This is a genomic window from Kribbella sp. CA-245084 (assembly GCF_050942355.1).
Lineage (GTDB): Bacteria > Actinomycetota > Actinomycetes > Propionibacteriales > Kribbellaceae > Kribbella.
Map to the genome: position 1 here is coordinate 3,552,134 of NZ_CP192053.1, position 17,755 is coordinate 3,569,888.

The window sequence follows — 17,755 nt, forward strand, 5'->3', positions numbered from 1 at the left end:
TGATCGGAATCTGCCGGTGCGTAGGCAATTCAGTGCAGATATCCGGAAACAGCTTTTGTGAATCCGGCGATCCGTCGTAAAGGAGTTTCCTTGCTGTAGCCGTCACCGGCTCCGTCCAGTCCGGGCATCAGCTTGTCCGGCGCCGGGATGCCTTCACCGGCACAGCTGGAGTCCTTGGCCGGCGCCTTCCCGGTGGTGAGGAACGTGTTGACGATCCTGTCCGCGCAATGGTTCACGCCGCCGTAGATACCGTGATCGCCTTCATTGGTGATGGTCAGCAGTCGCGAACCTGCGTACCGGTTGTGGGCCGAGACGGCGAGGCCGTAGTTGGTGGCCGGGTCGTGGACCGACTGCACCATCAGCGTTGTGGGCAAGCCCTTGCCGGTTGGTGTCGGCATGGTGAGGTTCGGGCGGTTCCAGTAGAAGCACGGGTTCTCGGTCATCGTCCAGCCGATCAGCGGGAAGTGCGGACCGAGGCGGGCCGCCAGCTGTACGCCGGCCTCAGGACCCTGCGGCCACGCGGTGTCGTTGCAGGTGATGGCGTTGAAGGTCGCGTCCTCGGAGTCGACCATGCCGCCGGCGCCGAAGGTGCGGAGCCCGACCGGAGCTCGGTTCGCGCGCTGCACGAGCTGCTGCTGGCGACCCAGCGGCAGGCCGTCGACCTGACGCTGCGCGGCCTGCGGGCCACCTTTTGCCTGGGCCGCGGAAAGGTCGCGGATAAATGCCATATCGACCGCGAGAGAATAAAAGTCCAGCTTTGTATACATATCGTTGGACACCATCATGTCCAACGCGTTCTGGTCGTACGTCACCTGAACCGCCGCGTCCAGGAACTCCTCGACCGCGGGCCGCTCCTTCAGCGCTCGCCGCAACCGCTCGTACGTCCGGATGACTTCACCGGGTGACGAACCGAGGTGCAGTTGGTCGTCGTACTTCGCTGCCCACGGCGCGAAGTCCTCGCGGAACCGGCGCTCGAACGCCTGCGGCTGGCTGACGAACGTGTCGAACCAGGTCTTGGTGAAGTCCGTGTTGGAGTCCAGCACGAAGCGGCCGACGTGGTCGGGGAAGTAGGTCTGGTAGTACGCCCCGAGCCAGGTGCCGCCGGAGTACCCGACGTAGTCCATCTTGTCGAAGCCGAGCAGTTGCCGGATCAGGTCCATGTCCTGCACGGTCTGCGCGGTGGTGATGTAGGGCAGGAGCCCGCGGGACTGGCGGTCGCAGTACGGCTTGACCATGGCCGAGGCCTCGGAGATCAGGGCCTGGTTCGCGGGGTCGCGGTCGCGGGCGTCCATCGTGTAGCCGGGGCTGCCGTCGCAGCTGACATTGGTGCTGCCGCCTGTACCTCGCGGGTCGAAGCCGACGGCGAGGTGGTCCTTGGCCAGCGGCGCCTGGCTCGCGAGGTACGGCGCCATACCGAGGCCGGCGCCACCCGGTCCGCCCGGGTTGCCGAACACCACGCGGCTGGGCTGGCCCTTGGCCGGCGCGACCTTGCTGACCGCGATCTGGAGGTCGTTCCCGGAGTACTGGTTGGCCCAGTCGCGCGGAACGGTGATCTTCGCGCAGTACGTGCGGAACTCGGGGTCACCGCACAGGATCCAGTCGGGTCTCTGCTTGAGGTACTTGTTGGCCACCTGATGCGGCTTGTCGACGACGGTCGCCGTCTGCATCGAGGCGGTCGCCCCGGACCCCGGTATGACGAGAACGGCAGCAGCGGAAATGCCCAGGCCGACGGCCAGGGTCAGGTACTTCATGCAGAACTCCAGCGGATGGCGTTACGTGATCGGACCGTGACAACCTGTCATGTCCGCGTCACGCGGTCGAGCACCACCCCCGGCTCGTCGCCGATCGAGCGACTGCTATGCGGTTCCCGGATCGGTGTGCAGCCGGATCTGCTTGATCCGGACCGACTCGTCGCCGTACAGATCCAGCTCGCGATGCGCGCCGTCCGGAGCCCAGCCGGCTTCGGTGTAGAAGGCGCGGAGGACGTCGTCGGTGGAGTTGACCCAGACGGTCAACCGGCCGAAGCCGTCGGCGCGGATCGTGTCGACGACGGCGTTCAGCAGCCGGGAGCCGTGGCCGGCCCGGGTCGCGTCCGGCTGTACTGCGAGCTCGGCGATCACGGCGTCCCGCTGCGGGTCGGCGTCCGGGTCGTCCGACGGCGTGATGGCCGCGAAGCCGACCAGCGTACGGCCGGCCAGTGCGACCATCACCCGGTTCCGTGCCTCACCCGGCGCGAGCAGCGCGGCCCGCCACTGGGCTGCGAACTGCGCCGGGTTGAGGTCGGCAAGGACATCGGCCGGCAGGAGTCCGGCGTACGCCGACCGCCAGGCCGCGACCTGGATCTCGCCGATCTCGTTCGCCTCCGCCGGCAGCGCGAGCCGCACACTCGTCTCGGCCACCGGGGTCTCACCGGATTGCCCGGAGAGATCGGAGAGATTGGCGGGTTCCGGTACGCCGAAGTCGCTCATGTCTCTCATCCTCGCAAGTCAGTACACGAGCCGCCGCAGCAGGGTCTCGGCCGGCCCGCGGTACGAACGCTTGCTCATCGCGTAGGCGCCGACGACGGAGATGATCCAGACCCCGATCGCGACCAGCGCCGCGGTGTACGCCGTACTCCCGAACCGGAGGTTCAGCGTGAAGGGTGCGAGCAGAACCATCCACGACACCGACTGGAACAGGTAGCCCGACAGCGACCGCTGACCGAGTGCGGAGATCGCGCGGACCGGCAGCGACAGCTTGCTGATCCGGGCGACCAGCAGACCGAAGAGGGCGACGTACCCAGGTCCGCCGAACATCCCGCTGACGTGGGACAGGTAGCTGAGTGCGCCGACGGCCGACTCGTCGACGTGCAGCCAGCCGGCGCCGACGAATGCGAGCGGCAGACCGCCGAGGACGGTGATGCCGAGACCGATCGAGGCAACCGAGACCAGCAAGGACTTGTGGGCGGCCGGGTTCTCGAGGATCTGCTTGCGGGCGGCCCAAATCCCCAGCCAGACGATGACGATGAAGCCCAGCACGCTGGCGAAGTGCGCCGGGTACTCGTGCAGCCGGTCGACCAGGCTCGCGAAGTACGACGTTGCGGCCAGCGACGGGTTCGGCTCGTTGGTCAGCGCGTGCGCGGGACCGGAACTGTTGACGACGGCAAGCACTGCCCGGGCCCCGAAGACGACGACCTCGACCGCCATGAATGCCCAGATGCCGAGGACGATCCGGTGGAACCTGTCGCCGCGGTTCAGCAGGAACAGGGCGCAGATGATCCCGACCACTCCGTACGCGCCGAGGAAGTCACCGAAGTACAGCAGTGTCGCGTGCAGCAGGCCGAAGGCCACCAGCCAGCCGTTGCGCTTGAGCAGGATCCGCCGTACTGCGCTCGGCGTCGCGCCGGACGTCCGCTGCCGACGGGCGAGCTGGACCAGGCCGTAGCCGAACATCACCGCGAAGACCGGGTACGCACGGGCGTCGACGAAGGTGAGTTTGAGGAAGTTCAGGATGCGCTCGAAGCCGTGCGGCGCGCTCTCCACGCCGGGCTGGCCGGCGAACGCGAAGTTCGCGCTGTTGGCCAGGCCGATCAGCAGCAGCATCGCACCGCGGATCAGGTCAGGGGCGAGCGCACGTTCCTTGCCGGTGACCGGTCCGCGATGATCGACGGCCGGGGCGAGAGTTGTAGTCACGGGAGGATCTCCAAAACTGTTTAGGTCTTGAACTGTTACCTCGATCCTCCCGGTCGCCGGCCGCCGTACCCAGCGTCCTGAACCCACTCCCTGGGTGGGGCTAGAACCACCTTTGTGACACCTGTTGTTGATTTGGGCGAAAAGTGTCACATATGCTGCGGGGTATGGACTTCCAGGCGACCATCGACGCCGACGGCCGGATCGAGCCGCGGGATGCGATGCCGGACGGGTACCGCAAGACCCTGATCCGGCAGATCGCGCAGCACGCGCACTCCGAGATCATCGGCATGCAGCCCGAGGGCAACTGGATCAGTCGCGCGCCGTCGCTGCGCCGCAAGGCGATCCTGATGGCCAAAGTGCAGGACGAGGCCGGCCACGGTCTCTATCTGTACGCCGCTGCCGAGACGCTCGGCGTGGACCGGGCGGATCTGCTCGACATGCTGCACAGCGGGCGGCAGAAGTACTCCAGCATCTTCAACTACCCGACGCTGACCTGGGCAGACATCGGTGCAATCGGCTGGCTGGTCGACGGCGCCGCGATCGTGAACCAGGTTCCGCTCTGCCGCTGCTCGTACGGTCCGTACGCGCGGGCCATGGTGCGGGTGTGCAAGGAGGAGTCGTTCCACCAGCGGCAGGGGTTCGAGATCCTCTACACGCTGTGCAACGGGACTCCCGGGCAGAAGGCGATGGCCCAGGACGCGCTCAACCGCTGGTGGTGGCCGTCGCTGATGATGTTCGGTCCGCCGGACACCGCGTCCACACACTCCGAGCAGTCGATGGCGTGGGGGATCAAGCGGCACAGCAACGACGAGCTACGGCAGCGCTTCGTCGACATGACCGTTCCGCAGGCCGACGTACTCGGGCTGCGGGTTCCCGATGACGGACTGGCGCTCGAGGACGGGCACTACCGGTTCACCGAGCCTGACTACACCGAGCTGTACGACGTGGTGAAGGGCAACGGGCCGTGCAACCAGCAGCGGCTGTCGCATCGCGTGAAGGCGCATGAGGACGGCGCGTGGGTGCGCGAAGCCGCGGCTGCGTATGCCGCCAAGAAGGAGGCTCGCGCCGCATGATCGAGCCACTGTGGGAGGTCTTCGTCCGCTCGCGTCGCGGGTTGTCGCATACACATGTCGGCAGCTTGCACGCGCCGGACGCGACGATGGCCTTGCGGAACGCGCGCGACGTCTACACGCGCCGGCAGGAGGGCGTGTCGATCTGGGTGGTGCGCGCCGCCGACATCACCGCGTCGTCGCCGGACGAGAAGGACGAGTTCTTCGACCCGGCCGGCGACAAGGTGTACCGGCACCCGACCTTCTACGAGGTCCCGGAAGGTGTCGAGCACCTGTGAACGATCTGTTCGTCTACACACTCCGGCTCGGTGACGACGCGCTGATCTCCGCGCAGCGTACCGCCGAGTGGATCGCGGCCGCCCCGCAGCTCGAGGAAGACGTTGCCCTCGGCAACATCGGACTCGACCAGCTGGGGCAGGCGCGATCGCTGTTGCAGTACGCCGGGTCCCTCGACGGGCGGACCGAGGACGACCTGGCGTACCTCCGCGACGAGCGTGAGTTCCTGAACGTGCAGCTGTGCGAGCTGCCCAACGGCGACTTCGCGTTCGCGATGGCGCGGTTGCTGTACTTCGCGACGTACCAGCACTTGCTGTACGACGAGCTGCGGTCGAGCGCTGACGAGACGCTGGCCGGAGTGGCGGGGAAGGCGGTCAAGGAGGTCGCGTACCACGTCGACCATGCGACGCAGTGGGTGCTCCGCCTGGGTGATGGGACGGAGGAGAGCCACCGCCGCATGCAGGCCGGTCTGGACGCACTGTGGCCCTACACGGCCGAGCTGTTCGAGTCTGATTCGTTGGTGCAGGGCATTCCGGCCGCCGTGGACCCCTCAACGCTGCGGGCCGCCTGGACCAACCGAGTGCTGGGCGTTATCGACGAGTCCACCTGCGAGCGGCCGTCGTCGTCGTACCAGCACACGGGCGGTCGGCTCGGACGTCACACCGAGCACATGGGCTACCTGCTGGCCGAGCTCCAGCACGTCGCGCGATCCCACCCGGGTGCGACATGGTGACCGACGCAGCGATCCTCGAGGCCGTCGGCGAGGTCGCGGACCCCGAGGTCCCGGTCCTGACGATCGCCGACCTCGGCGTACTGCGCGGCGTCCGCCACGAAGGCGATGAGGTCGTCGTGACGATCACCCCGACGTACTCCGGCTGCCCCGCCATGGACCTGATCCGGCACGAGGTGGAGCTGACGCTGCGGTCGTTGAACGTGGACGGTCGAGTGGAGACCGTCCTGTCGCCGGCCTGGACCACCGACTGGATGAGCGAGTCAGGCAAGGCGAAACTCGTCGACTACGGCATCGCGCCGCCTTCTGCAGCTGGACCCGTGATGCTGCAGTTGAGCATTCGCTGTCCCTTGTGCGGATCACCCGACACAAGCGAGCTCAGCCACTTCGGCTCCACCTCCTGCAAGTCCCTGTGGCGCTGCAACACCTGCCGCGAACCCTTCGATCACTTCAAGGCGATCTGATGACGACGACCGTGGCCCCCCGCCGCCGCGCGACCTTCCACTCGCTGAAGGTCGCCGCGATCGACGCGATCACCGACGACTCGGTCGCGATCACGTTCGCCGTACCGCCCGAGCTGGCAGGGGAGTACGAGTTCACCGCCGGCCAGCACCTGACGATCCGCCGCCTCGGCGAGGAGGTCCGCCGGAGCTACTCGATCTGCTCGCCGGCCGACTCCGGCGTACTGCGGATCGGCGTCAAGCGGATCCCCGGCGGCGAGTTCTCGGCGTACGCCGCACAGGAACTGAAGGTCGGCGACGAACTCGAGGTGATGACACCCCTCGGCCGATTCGGCACGACCCTCGATCCCGCGCAGACGAAGCACTACGCGTTCGTCGCCGCGGGCAGTGGCATCACGCCGGTGCTCTCGCTCGTCGCAACGATCCTGGCCGTCGAGTCGACCAGTCGCGTCACGTTGCTTTACGGCAACCGCACCGCAGGCTCGGTCATGTTCGCCGACGAGCTCGCCGACCTCAAGGACCGGCATGCCGAACGCCTCCACCTCGTCCACGTGCTGTCCCGTGAGACGACCGAGGTCGAGCTGTTCAGCGGACGCATCGACGCTGACCGGCTGAAGCGCATGTTCGCGACGATCCTGCCGCTGGACTCCGTCGACGAGTGGTTCCTCTGCGGGCCGTACGCGATGGTCGTCGGCGCGCAGGAACTCTTGCTGGGCGAAGGTGTGCCGCGCGAACACGTCCACGCCGAGCTCTTCCACGTCGGCGACGAAGCCCCGAAGGCACCCATCGAGGAAGCGACCACGGACGAAGACGCCGCCCAGGTCACGATCATCCTCGACGGCCGCCGCTCGACGTTCCCGCTCGGCGAACACTCGAAGGCGGTGCTCGACGCGACCCTCGCCGTACGCACCGACGCACCCTTCGCCTGCAAGGGCGGTGTCTGCGGCACCTGCCGCGCGAAGCTCCTCGAAGGCTCCGTCACCATGGACACCAACTGGGCCCTGGAACCCGACGAGCTCCGCGCCGGCTACGTCCTCACCTGCCAGTCCCACCCGACGACCCCGACCGTCACCCTCGACTACGACGCCTGACCCCGCCACCTGGTTCACTCCGGTCGCATGACCGACCCCATCCCCGCGCCCCAGCCGATCAGCACGCAGGAACGCCAGTTCATCGCGTCGGTCGAGGACTCGCTCCGTCCCGCGTTCCTCGACGCGATAGTCCACGACCTGGGGCCGTCCGGCCGGCCCGCGGCGGAGCTCTCCAGCCAGTTGGCGGCCGCCGCGCCGGGGGAGCGTCTGCAGAGGGTCGTCGAGGCGACCATGAATTCCAGCCGTCACTTCGACCGCGTGCCGGCGGACGATCGGACGGCGACCGCGGGACGGGCAGCATTGGCCATCGCCACCCAGGTTGACGCTCGATTGACCGTCGAAGCCGGCGACGGCCGGCTCGGTCGATTGGCCGGCCGGGCAGCTGGCCGCGTCCTGCGCGGCGAGTACGAGACCGTGGCACATGAGGCGGGGAACGAGGCACGCCTGGCCATGAGCGGCGCGATCACACGGGCGCACTTCCAGGAGCTGGCCGACGTCCAGCGCCATGCCGGCGCCGGCGTCGTCTCGCCGACCAGTCGGCCAACTGCTGAGTCCGCCAACGAGTCCACCACCGCCGCCGCCCAACCGCCGGCCACGCGGGCCGCCCGCTCCCAAGCCCAAGGAGCTGCACGCGACTGACCACGGCCGCCGAGTCGTGAATTATGGTCGCCCAGCGCGACCGCAATCCACGACTCGACGAGCGGGGGCCGAACCGTTCGCCACGACTCGGCGATCGGGGATTCTTCGCCGCGACCAGGTGGTCAGTCGGTGCCGGACTCCATCGCGGCGCGGTCGAGGAGCTCGTCCTCTTCCGTCGCTTCGCCGCGGGAGGCGATGGCTTCGGCGCCGCCCGTCGGGAGCTCGCCGATGAGGTCGGTGGAGGAGGCGAGCGCGGGGTTGGAGCTGCCGAACATGCCGAGGCCGGCGTACTGCTCCAGCTTCGAGCGGGAGTCGGCGATGTCCAGGTTCCGCATCGTGAGCTGACCGATCCGGTCGACCGGGCCGAACGCCGAGTCCTCGATCCGCTCCATCGACAGCTTGTCCGGGTGGTAGCTGAGCGCCGGACCGGTGGTGTCGAGGATCGAATAGTCCTCACCCCGCCGCAGCCGCAACGTCACCGACCCGGTGACCGCCGTACCGACCCAGCGCTGCAGCGACTCCCGGATCATCAGCGATTGTGGGTCCAGCCAACGACCTTCGTACATCAGCCGGCCGAGCTTGCGGCCCTCGGTGTGGTAGCTGGCGAGGGTGTCCTCGTTGTGGATCGCGTTCACCAGCCGCTCGTACGCCGCGTGCAGCAGCGCCATCCCCGGCGCCTCGTAGATGCCCCGGCTCTTCGCCTCGATGACGCGGTTCTCGATCTGGTCGGACATGCCCAGCCCGTGCCGGCCGCCGATCGCGTTCGCCTCGAGCACCAGGTCGACTGCGGAGCCGAACTCCTTGCCGTTGATCGTCACCGGCCGGCCCTGCTCGAAGCCGATCGTCACATCCTCGGTCTCGATCACGACCGACGGGTCCCAGTGCTTCACACCCATGATCGGGTCGACGGTCTCGAGCCCGGTGTCGAGGTGCTCGAGCGTCTTCGCCTCGTGCGTCGCGCCCCAGATGTTCGCGTCGGTCGAGTACGCCTTCTCGGTGCTGTCGCGGTACGGCAGGTCGTGGGTGACCAGCCACTCGGACATCTCTTTCCGCCCGCCGAGCTCGTGCACGAACTGCGCGTCCAGCCAAGGCTTGTAGATCCGCAGCTGCGGATTCGCGAGCAGGCCGTACCGGTAGAAGCGCTCGATGTCGTTGCCCTTGAACGTCGACCCGTCGCCCCAGATCTGCACGTCGTCGTCGAGCATCGCCCGGACCAGCAGCGTGCCGGTCACGGCCCGCCCGATCGGGGTGGTGTTGAAGTACGTCCGCCCGGCCGACCGGATATGGAACGCGCCGCAGGCCAGCGCCGCGAGCCCTTCCTCGACCATCGCCGTCCGGCAGTCCACCAGCCGGGTGATCTCCGCGCCGTACGCCGTGGCGCGCCCCGGGACCGACTCGATGTCAGGCTCGTCGGCCTGCCCGAGATCGGCGGTGTACGTGCACGGGATCGCACCCTTGTCCCGCATCCACGCAACCGCAACCGACGTGTCGAGACCCCCAGAAAAGGCAATCCCGACCCGCTCACCAACCGGCAAAGAAGTAAGCACCTTGGACACAGGAAAAGTATGCACCCTCCTGCATGATTATGCAAAACCACTGGCTGCTAGCCGAGGAACCGACGCCGAGGGGACGAGCGGGACGCAGCCGGCGGATGGTGCTGGACCTGCGGGCCCGGGCAGTTGCCGGCGTTTTGCGACGCCGAGCGGCGCAGGCGCAGTCGCATCGCGGAGGCCGACGGGAGAAGCTGCGGTCGTACGGCGGAAGGCGAGCGGAGGAGGTTCGTCGTACGGCGGAAGTTGAGCGCGGCAGGTAGGCACGTGCAGCGGAGGGGTGCGTCGTACGACGAAGCTCGAGCGGAGGAGGTGGTCGTACGGCGGAGGTCGAGCGGGGGGACTGCGGTCGTACGGCGGAAGGCCCGTCGCACGACGGGAGATGCGGAGGAGCTGCGTCGCATGTGGCAGGTGCACGGCGCGAGCTTCCGGCGTACCTGCACGCGTCTGGCGTGCTTCCGTCGCACGGCGGCGGTCGAGCGGAGGAGTGCGGTCGGTCGTACGGCGGAGGTGGAGGAGAGGTGTGTCGTACGGCGGATGCTGAGCGGCACACGGGGAGGTACTGCGGAGGCTGTACGGCGCGAGCTTCCGTCGTACCTGCGTGCTTCCGTCGTACGGCGGAGGTCGAGGGGGTGCGTCGTACGGCGGACGTCGGGCTGCGCAGGTGGGGGCCGTGCGGTCGAGGTAGGGCGGGAGGCGCGGAGGACGGGCGTCGTACGGCGTGGGCCCTCCGGGGCGGGCTTGGGGGTTGGTCTGCGGGGGGTTTTCGGCCTGTTGTTGGGGGTGGGGTGTGCGTGGCTGGTGGGGATGGTGGGGTGGGTGGGGGAGGATGGGGGTCGGTTGAGGGGAGTGAGGCTCCGGATGATGGGGCGGTCGCATGCGTTGTCGGGGTGGTGTGCCGGGTTGGCGGTGGCGCCGCTGGTTGGGTTGACGTCGGTGGCGCAGGTGGTGCCGTTCGCGGCGGCGACCGCGGGGTATGCGTTGTTGCCGGACCTCGATCACCCGGGCGCGAGCGCCTCGCGGTTGCTTGGTCCGGTGACTCGGTTGGTCTCGGGAGCGGTGCGGGCGTTCTCCGGCGTGCTCTACAACCTGACCAAAGGCCCGCGCGACGAGGAGAGCACCGGCAAGCACCGCCACGCGACTCACACGCTCGCCGCGGCAGTACTACTAGGCTTCCTCGCCGCCAACCTCGGTGACCGCGGCAAGTGGGCGGTGCTCGCCGTCGCGGTGACCGGCCTCGTGCTGGCCGCGGACGCGCTGGGGGACTGGATCATCCTCGCGGTCCTCGCCGCGGCCGGCTGGTCGGTTGTGGGCACTGCCCTCCCTGGCACGGCGGCAGCTGATGCAATACAAACCGGCCTGACACAGATCGGCAGCTGGATCGGCGTCGCGGTAGCTGTCGGCATGTTCGTCCACTGCCTGGGCGACAGCCTGACCCGCTCCGGCTGCCCGTGGCTCTGGCCGCTGCCGATCCGCGGCGAGACCTGGTACGAACTCCGCCTCCCGCGCCCACTCCGCTTCCGTACGGGCAGCTGGGTCGAGCACGGCGTCATCGTCCCGATCCTGCTGATCGCCGGCGTACTCCTTCTCCCCGGAGCCTTCCAAGCGGTCAAGCAAGTCTTCGACGCAACCCAGATCTGGATCGCCGGTCAGTCCTGAAGCCGACCGCCCAGGTACGACGGCACGCCGCGCGACTCGAGCGCGGCCGCGAACCGGCGCTGGTTCCGCACGCCCGGCCACGCCTCCAGCAAGAACAGCGGCAACGCGAGCGCAAGGCCGATCAGCACGACCCAGAAACTCTCCACCACGAACGCCAACGCGACCGACACCAGAAACACCGCCTCGCACACCGCGAAGCGCGTGAAGGTGGACGTCGTGAACCGCCGCCACGAATCCGCCTCGATCTCGGCCCCCGAGCGAGCCACCGACCCATCGAGCGGGGGAGTGCGAAAGCCGACCAGTTCGCAGACCGAATAGGCGCCAACGGCTACGGCAAGCACCACAAGCGGCGCCCAGCTCGCTGGAAAGTCGCCGATCCCGTCGGTCGCGAGAACGAACCACAACACAAGGGTGATCACCGGCATTGCGGATGCCATTGTGGAGCAGACCATAATGAGGCTCTGCCGGGCGGCGGGGATAGGTGTCGACACGCCGGTGAGAATAATGCATCGGAAGTCACAATAGTTGGACGGAATGCTGTCATTCGATCACGCAGAGTATTTGCAGAAGTTTTTCCGGACTTTTTTCGAAGAAGCTGTAACGACTACTGGGTCGGGCCCGATAGGACGAGTGAGCCTGGTGGCTGCCCGGACCCCCGAGCGGACAGCCACCAGGCCTACCCATTTCTCCAGGGCTTGGGAGCGGTAATCTGAGGGCCATGTCCTCGCCAGAATCCACGCCCTCGTCGACGCTGCCGTTCGGCCGTCTGACGACCGCGATGATCACGCCGTTCCGGCCCGACGGGTCCCTCGATCTCGACGCTGCCCAGAAGGTCGCGAAGTACCTGGTGGACGGCGGAAACGACGCCCTGGTGCTGAACGGGACCACCGGCGAGGCGCCGACCACCTCCGACCAGGAGAAGGTCCAGCTGATCGAGGCCGTCCGCGAGGCCCTCGACGGCAGCGCCAAGATCGTCGCCGGTGTCGGCACCAACGACACCGCGCACACGATCGAGTGCGCCAAGCAGGCCGAGGCCGCCGGCGCCGACGGTCTGCTCGTCGTCACGCCGTACTACAACAAGCCTCCGCAGGACGGGCTGCGCGCGCACTTCACCGCGGTCGCCGACGCCACCGGCCTGCCGAACATGCTGTACGACATCCCCGCCCGGGCTGGGGTGGAGATCAAGAGCGAGACGCTCATCGCGCTCGCCGAGCACCCGCGGATCGTCGCGGTGAAGGACGCCAAGGGCGACATCGCCGGGACCACCAAGGTGCTCGCGAACACCGATCTGTTCTACTACTGCGGTGCCGACGAGCTGAATCTCGCCTCGCTGGCGATCGGCGCGGTAGGTATCGCGAGCGTGGTCGCCCACGTCGCGAGCCGCGAGTACCGGCAGCTGATCGACGCCGTGGTGGCCGGCGACCTCGCCACCGCACAGGAAATTGATCGACGGCTGGTGCCCGCCGTCGAGACGATCATGACCAAGACCCAGGGCGCCATCATGGTGAAGGCCGCACTCAAGCTGGCCGGCGTCATCGAGCACGCGACACTCAGGTTGCCGCTGGTTGAGGCGACCGCCGAGCAAGTGGACTGGCTCACCACCGACCTCAAGACGGCAGGACTGATTGCATGAGCCATCCCCATCCAGATCTCGACGCGCCCGGACCCCTGACTCCGGGCGCTTTGCGGGTGATCCCGCTAGGCGGCCTCGGCGAGGTCGGGCGGAACATGACGGTGTTCGAGTTCGACGGCAAGTTGCTGATCGTCGACTGCGGCGTACTGTTCCCGGACGAGAACCAGCCCGGCGTGGACCTGATCCTGCCGGACTTCGAACCGATCCGGGACCGGTTGAACGACGTCGTCGCGGTCGTTCTGACGCACGGCCACGAGGACCACATCGGCGGGTTGCCCTACCTGCTGCGTGAGCGGGGCGACATCCCGGTGGTGGGATCGCAGCTCACGCTCGCGCTGCTCGAGGGCAAGCTGAAGGAGCACCGGCACCGCAACGTGCCGCAGCAGATCGTGGCCGAGGGGGAGACCCTGCAGATCGGCCCGTTCATCTGTGAGTTCGTCGCGGTCAACCACTCGATCCCGGACGCGCTCGCGGTCGCGATCAAGACGCCGGCCGGCGTCGTCCTGCACACCGGCGACTTCAAGATGGACCAGTTGCCGCTGGACAACCGGATCACCGACCTGCGTGCGTTCGCGCGGCTCGGCGAGGAGGGCGTCGACCTGTTCATGGTCGACTCCACGAACTCCGAGGTGCCCGGCTTCACCACCCACGAGCGCGATATCGCGCCGGTGCTGGACCGGGTCTTCACCAACGCCCGGAACCAGCGGATCATCGTCGCCTGCTTCGCCTCGCACGTGCACCGCGTGCAGCAGGTGATGGATGCGGCCGTGAAGCACAACCGCAAGGTCGCGTACGTCGGACGCTCGATGGTCCGCAACATGGGCGTCGCCCGCGATCTCGGCTTCCTGACCGTGCCCGGCGACACGCTCATCGACATGCGCGAGCTGGACGACTATCCGCCGGAGCGGGTCGTGCTGGTGTCGACCGGTTCGCAGGGCGAGCCGATGTCGGCGCTGTCCCGGATCGCGGCGAACGACCACAACGTCGTACACCTGCAGCCCGGCGACACCGTCGTACTGGCGTCGTCGCTGATCCCGGGCAACGAGAACTCGGTGTACCGGGTGATCAACGGCCTGATCCGGCACGGTGCGAACGTGATCCACAAGGGCAACGCGCTCGTGCACGTGTCCGGTCACGCCAGCGCCGGCGAGCTCCTGTACTGCTACAACATCGTCAAGCCGCGCAACGTGATGCCGGTGCACGGCGAGGTCCGGCACCTGCACGCGAACGCCGACCTGGCGGTGCAGACCGGCGTACCGCGGGAGAACGTGGTCGTCGTCGAGGACGGCGTGGTGGTCGACCTGATCGACCGCAAGGCCGTGGTGGCGGGCAAGGTGGACTGCGGGTACGTGTTCGTGGACGGCTCGACCGTCGGCGACATCACCGAGACCTCGCTCAAGGACCGCCGCATCCTCGGTGACGAGGGCTTCATCTCGGTCATCGCGGTGATGGACTCGGTCACCGGCAAGCTGACCGCCGGTCCGGAGATCCAGGCCCGCGGGTTCGCCGAGGACGACACGGTCTTCGACGACCTCAAGCCGAAGATCGAGGCCGAGATCGAGAAGGCCATCGGCAGCGGCGTCGACGACATGTACCAGTTGCAGCAGGTGATCCGCCGGGTGGTCGGCAAATGGGTCAGCGACACCCACCGCCGCCGCCCGATGATTATTCCGGTCGTGGTGGAGAGCTGATCACCCGGTGTAATCTCAGCGCGAGCTAAGGAAAGGGTGGGCCGGCGATGAGCGTCAGCGGGGTGAACGGGACGGGGCAACGCCGGCCCACGATGAAGGAGGTCGCCGCCCGGGCGGGGGTCGCACTGAAGACCGTCTCCCGGGTGGTGAACGAAGAGCCGAACGTCAGCCCTGAGCTGACTGCGAAGGTCCAGGCCGCGATCAAGGACCTGAACTACACGCCGAACGAGTCGGCCCGGATGCTGCGCCGCGGCAAGACCGGGACGATCGCGGTCGTCATTCGCGACATCGGCGACCCGTTCTTCGCCTCGCTCGGCCGCGCGGTCGAGCTGTGGGCGCGTTCGTCCGGCTCGGTCGTGATGATCGGGCTGACCGACGAGGACCCGGAGCGAGAGAAGGACGTCTGCCTCGAGTTCGTCGCCCGCCGGCCGGACGCGCTGATCATGGCGCCGATCGGCGAGACCCAGGAGTACCTCGCGCCGCATGTCGACGCCGGGATGGCGGTCGTCACGATCGACCGTCCCGCGCACGGCATCGAGGCGGACGCCGTACTCGCGGACAACGCCGGCGGGATCGACCAGGCGATCGATCACCTGGTCCGCCAGGGGCACCGCCGGATCGCGTACCTCGGCGACGACGAGCGGATCTTCACCGCGCGGGAGCGTGTAGTCGCCTACCGGTCGGCGATGGCCCGGCACCGCATCGATGTGGACGAGGACCTGGTCCACCTGTCCGAGCCGACGACCGAGGGCATCGGCATCACACTCTCCGCAGTGCTGGATCGGGCCGAGCCGGCGACGGCGTTGCTGTCGGCAAACAACATGACGACGGCCGAGGTACTGCGTGGTTTGGCCGGCCGTCGCGATCGGGTGGCGCTGGTGTCCTTCGACGACCTGGCGCTGGGGGATCTGCTCAGCCCGGGTCTGACCGCTGTCGCGCAGTCGGCCGACGTGATGGCGCGGACCGCGATCCAGCTGATGACCGAGCGCCTCCCGGAGCCCCACCGGCCCGGACGCACGGTCCGGGTCCCGGTGAAGCTGACGATCCGGGGATCAGGCGAGATTCCGCCCGCTTGATCGGAGCTGCGCCGCCAACGGGCAGTCGAACGGGTCGCGGGCTCGCAGGCCGACGTTGTTCAGGTAGTCGACGACGATCCCGTACGACCTGAACAACCCGACTTCGGCATACGTGATGCCTTGGAGTTCGCAGTACTCGCGGACGATCGGCTGGACCCGCCGGAGCGTCGGCCTGGGAATGCTCGGGAACAGGTGGTGCTCGATCTGGTAGTTGAGCCCGCCCATCGCGAAGTCGGTGAGGATGCCGCCGCGGATGTTGCGCGACATCAGCACCTGCCGGCGGAGGAAGTCGATCTTCGACCCGGCCGGGACGATCGGCATGCCCTTGTGGTTCGGGGCGAACGCGGCGCCGAGGCAGACCCCGAACACCGCGAGCTGCAACGCGAGGAACGCGGTGGCCTTTGCTGGGGGCAGTAGGAGGTAGAGCGCAGCGACGTACGCCGCGATGCGTGCAGTGACCACTGCGGCGTCGATGCGGTCGGCCCGGGTCGCGTCGCGGCGCAGCAGGTGCTTGAGGCTGGACGCGTGCAGGCCGACGCCCTCGAGGGTGAGGAGCGGGAAGAAGAGCCAGCCTTGCCGTGCGGCGAACCAGCGGCCGAGCGGACCCCGGTCAGCAACCGCCTGCGGCGTGAACGCCAGCACCTTGAGCTGTACGTCGGGATCGCGGTCCGCCTGGTTCGGCGCGGCGTGATGCTTGTTGTGCTTGCTGCGCCACCAGCTCGCACTCATGCCGAGGACGCAGCCGGCCAGGATGCGCGCGGTCCAGTCGTTGCGCGCGTTCGAGTGGAAGATCTGCCGATGCGCACTGTCGTGGCTGAGGAAGGCGACCTGCACCAGGACGAGCGCCAACGCGCCCGCGAGCCAGAGCTGGTGCCAGGTGTTGCCGAGCAGGATCATGCCCGCGATCACCCCGAGCAGGGCGCCGCCGACGATGCCGATCCGGGTGAAGTAATAGCCCTGACGGCGCCGGAACAGGCCGAGTTCGCGCACGGTCCGGAGGAGATCCGTGTACATGCTCACGTACTGCTGTTGCGCGCTCACGATGGCCAGGGTGAGGTCGGGGCATGACGCCGGGCAAGCGGCCAGGTGGCTCGGCGAGGTCGGCTTGGCAAAGTGCTACCCCCGATACGTGGCGACGAGTGGGCACTGGAACGGATCGCGAGCCCGTAGGCCGACGTTGTTCAGGTAGTCGACGACGATCCGGTACGACGCGAACAGGCTGACCTCGGTGTACTTCACCCCGTGCAGTTCGCAGTACTCGCGGACGATCGGCTGGACCCGCCGGAGCGTCGGGCGCGGCATGCTCGGGAAGAGGTGGTGCTCGATCTGGTAGTTGAGCCCGCCCATCGCGAAGTCGGTGAAGACCCCGCCGCGGATGTTCCGCGACATCAGCACCTGGCGGCGGAGGAAGTCCAGCCGCATCGACGCCGGGACGAGCGGCATGCCCTTGTGGTTCGGCGCGAACGACCCGCCGAGGCAGACGCCGAACACGGCCAGCTGCAACCCGAGGAACGCGCCGGCCTTGCCGAGCGGCAGGAAGTAGAACAGCACGGTCAGGTAGAGCGCCACTCGGCTGACCACGATCGCGGCCTCGATCCGCTCCATCTTGGTGGCCGAGCGCCGGAACAGGTGCTGCATGCTGGCGACGTACAGGCTCAGGCCCTCGAGGGTCAGCAGCGGGAAGAACAGCCAGCCCTGGCGACGAGTCAGCCAGGCCCGGAAGCCGGTCCGCCGGGCGGCGTGCTCCGGGGTGAAGGCGATGACGCCGATGTCGATGTCGGGGTCGCGCTTCAACTGGTTCGGTCCGGAATGGTGCTTGTTGTGCTTGGCCCGCCACCAGCTCGCGCTGATGCCGATCACTCCGCCGGCGAGCAGCCGCGCTGTCCAGTCGTTCCACTTGTGCGAGTCGAAGATCTGCCGGTGCGCGCTGTCGTGGCTCAGGAACGCGACCTGGGTCAGCACGAGCGCCAGCGCACCAGCCATCAGCAGCTGGAACCACGAGTTGCCGAGCAGTCCGACGCCGACCCACACACCCACGAAGGCGGCGAGCACCAGACCGATGCGGGTGAGGTAGTACCTCCGCCGCCGCTTGAGCAGACCTAGCTCTCGAACGGTCCGCAGCAGGTCGGTGTAGAGATGCGTGTACTTGTGTTGCGCCCGTAAGGGGTCATGGTCTTCGGCAAGCAGCTGTGACATGAGAAACCCCGG

The 17,755-nt window shown here is 67.9% G+C and carries 18 protein-coding genes; 10 read left to right on the plus strand and 8 right to left on the minus strand.

The features are described from left to right. Nucleotides 1-29: 29 nt before the first annotated feature. The 3 genes from ACQPYH_RS17065 to ACQPYH_RS17075 form a co-directional block, all read right to left on the minus strand. Nucleotides 30-1,751 carry an alpha/beta hydrolase gene (locus tag ACQPYH_RS17065; RefSeq protein WP_432892421.1) on the minus strand — a complete coding sequence of 574 codons (1,722 nt, stop codon included), beginning with the start codon at nt 1,749-1,751 and terminating at the stop codon, nt 30-32. 105 nt (nt 1,752-1,856) lie between these two features. Next, complete coding sequence (locus tag ACQPYH_RS17070) at nt 1,857-2,468, minus strand: N-acetyltransferase family protein (RefSeq protein ID WP_432892423.1); 612 nt, start codon at nt 2,466-2,468, stop codon at nt 1,857-1,859. A gap of 18 nt (nt 2,469-2,486) precedes the next feature. Continuing rightward, nucleotides 2,487-3,671: a DUF418 domain-containing protein gene (locus ACQPYH_RS17075; protein ID WP_432892425.1), complete on the minus strand. Its 1,185-nt coding sequence runs from the start codon at nt 3,669-3,671 to the stop codon at nt 2,487-2,489. 164 nt (nt 3,672-3,835) lie between these two features. Here ACQPYH_RS17075 and paaA point away from each other — a divergent pair, with 164 nt between their 5' ends. The 6 genes from paaA to ACQPYH_RS17105 are packed head-to-tail and all read left to right on the plus strand — an operon-like array spanning nt 3,836 to nt 7,938. Beyond that, a complete protein-coding gene (gene paaA, locus ACQPYH_RS17080) occupies nt 3,836-4,744 on the plus strand; it encodes a 1,2-phenylacetyl-CoA epoxidase subunit PaaA (RefSeq protein ID WP_432892426.1) in 909 nt (302 codons plus the stop codon). Further along, entirely contained in the window at nt 4,741-5,019 is a 279-nt protein-coding gene (paaB, locus tag ACQPYH_RS17085) for a 1,2-phenylacetyl-CoA epoxidase subunit PaaB (RefSeq protein WP_130446600.1), read from the plus strand. Before paaA ends, paaB begins: the two co-directional genes overlap by 4 nt. Continuing rightward, nucleotides 5,016-5,750 (plus strand): 1,2-phenylacetyl-CoA epoxidase subunit PaaC, encoded by a 735-nt coding sequence (gene paaC, locus ACQPYH_RS17090; RefSeq protein WP_432892428.1) that lies wholly within the window; start codon nt 5,016-5,018, stop codon nt 5,748-5,750. The genes paaB and paaC overlap by 4 nt, the downstream gene beginning before the upstream one ends. Continuing rightward, complete coding sequence (gene paaD / locus ACQPYH_RS17095) at nt 5,744-6,211, plus strand: 1,2-phenylacetyl-CoA epoxidase subunit PaaD (protein ID WP_432892430.1); 468 nt, start codon at nt 5,744-5,746, stop codon at nt 6,209-6,211. The genes paaC and paaD overlap by 7 nt, the downstream gene beginning before the upstream one ends. Continuing rightward, nucleotides 6,211-7,299 (plus strand): 1,2-phenylacetyl-CoA epoxidase subunit PaaE, encoded by a 1,089-nt coding sequence (paaE, locus tag ACQPYH_RS17100; protein ID WP_432892432.1) that lies wholly within the window; start codon nt 6,211-6,213, stop codon nt 7,297-7,299. Before paaD ends, paaE begins: the two co-directional genes overlap by 1 nt. A gap of 27 nt (nt 7,300-7,326) precedes the next feature. Continuing rightward, nucleotides 7,327-7,938, plus strand: coding sequence for a hypothetical protein (locus tag ACQPYH_RS17105; RefSeq protein WP_432892433.1), 612 nt, complete (start codon nt 7,327-7,329; stop codon nt 7,936-7,938). Between the two features lie 122 nt (nt 7,939-8,060). Here ACQPYH_RS17105 and argG read toward each other — a convergent pair whose 3' ends face one another. Together argG and ACQPYH_RS17115 are read right to left on the minus strand one after the other, a co-directional pair. After that, nucleotides 8,061-9,494: an argininosuccinate synthase gene (argG, locus tag ACQPYH_RS17110; RefSeq protein ID WP_432892435.1), complete on the minus strand. Its 1,434-nt coding sequence runs from the start codon at nt 9,492-9,494 to the stop codon at nt 8,061-8,063. Nucleotides 9,495-9,541: 47 nt separating this feature from the next. After that, the gene (locus tag ACQPYH_RS17115) at nt 9,542-10,039 is read right to left on the minus strand and encodes a hypothetical protein (RefSeq protein ID WP_432892437.1); all 498 of its coding nucleotides are present in this window, start codon (nt 10,037-10,039) and stop codon (nt 9,542-9,544) included. A gap of 313 nt (nt 10,040-10,352) precedes the next feature. Between ACQPYH_RS17115 and ACQPYH_RS17120 the strand changes: the two genes are divergently transcribed. After that, a complete protein-coding gene (locus ACQPYH_RS17120) occupies nt 10,353-11,147 on the plus strand; it encodes a metal-dependent hydrolase (protein WP_432892439.1) in 795 nt (264 codons plus the stop codon). Here ACQPYH_RS17120 and ACQPYH_RS17125 read toward each other — a convergent pair. After that, entirely contained in the window at nt 11,138-11,584 is a 447-nt protein-coding gene (locus ACQPYH_RS17125; RefSeq protein WP_432892441.1) for a hypothetical protein, read from the minus strand. The two genes, ACQPYH_RS17120 and ACQPYH_RS17125, sit on opposite strands and share 10 nt — an antisense overlap. A gap of 281 nt (nt 11,585-11,865) precedes the next feature. On the opposite strand from ACQPYH_RS17125, the gene dapA reads away from it, so the two are divergent. From dapA to ACQPYH_RS17140, 3 genes are read left to right on the plus strand one after another with little or no spacing between them, the layout of a single operon-like run. Further along, the gene (gene dapA / locus ACQPYH_RS17130; RefSeq protein WP_432892443.1) at nt 11,866-12,780 is read left to right on the plus strand and encodes a 4-hydroxy-tetrahydrodipicolinate synthase; all 915 of its coding nucleotides are present in this window, start codon (nt 11,866-11,868) and stop codon (nt 12,778-12,780) included. Beyond that, a complete protein-coding gene (locus ACQPYH_RS17135; protein WP_432892445.1) occupies nt 12,777-14,471 on the plus strand; it encodes a ribonuclease J in 1,695 nt (564 codons plus the stop codon). The genes dapA and ACQPYH_RS17135 overlap by 4 nt, the downstream gene beginning before the upstream one ends. Nucleotides 14,472-14,518: 47 nt before the next feature. Continuing rightward, entirely contained in the window at nt 14,519-15,547 is a 1,029-nt protein-coding gene (locus tag ACQPYH_RS17140) for a LacI family DNA-binding transcriptional regulator (protein ID WP_432892446.1), read from the plus strand. On the opposite strand, the gene ACQPYH_RS17145 is transcribed toward ACQPYH_RS17140, so the two are convergent. Continuing rightward, nucleotides 15,524-16,588, minus strand: a complete 1,065-nt coding sequence (locus ACQPYH_RS17145; protein ID WP_432892447.1) for a fatty acid desaturase family protein — start codon at nt 16,586-16,588, stop codon at nt 15,524-15,526. The two genes, ACQPYH_RS17140 and ACQPYH_RS17145, sit on opposite strands and share 24 nt — an antisense overlap. Before the next feature lie 75 nt (nt 16,589-16,663). Further along, nucleotides 16,664-17,743, minus strand: coding sequence for a fatty acid desaturase family protein (locus ACQPYH_RS17150; protein WP_432892448.1), 1,080 nt, complete (start codon nt 17,741-17,743; stop codon nt 16,664-16,666). Nucleotides 17,744-17,755 lie beyond the last annotated feature (12 nt).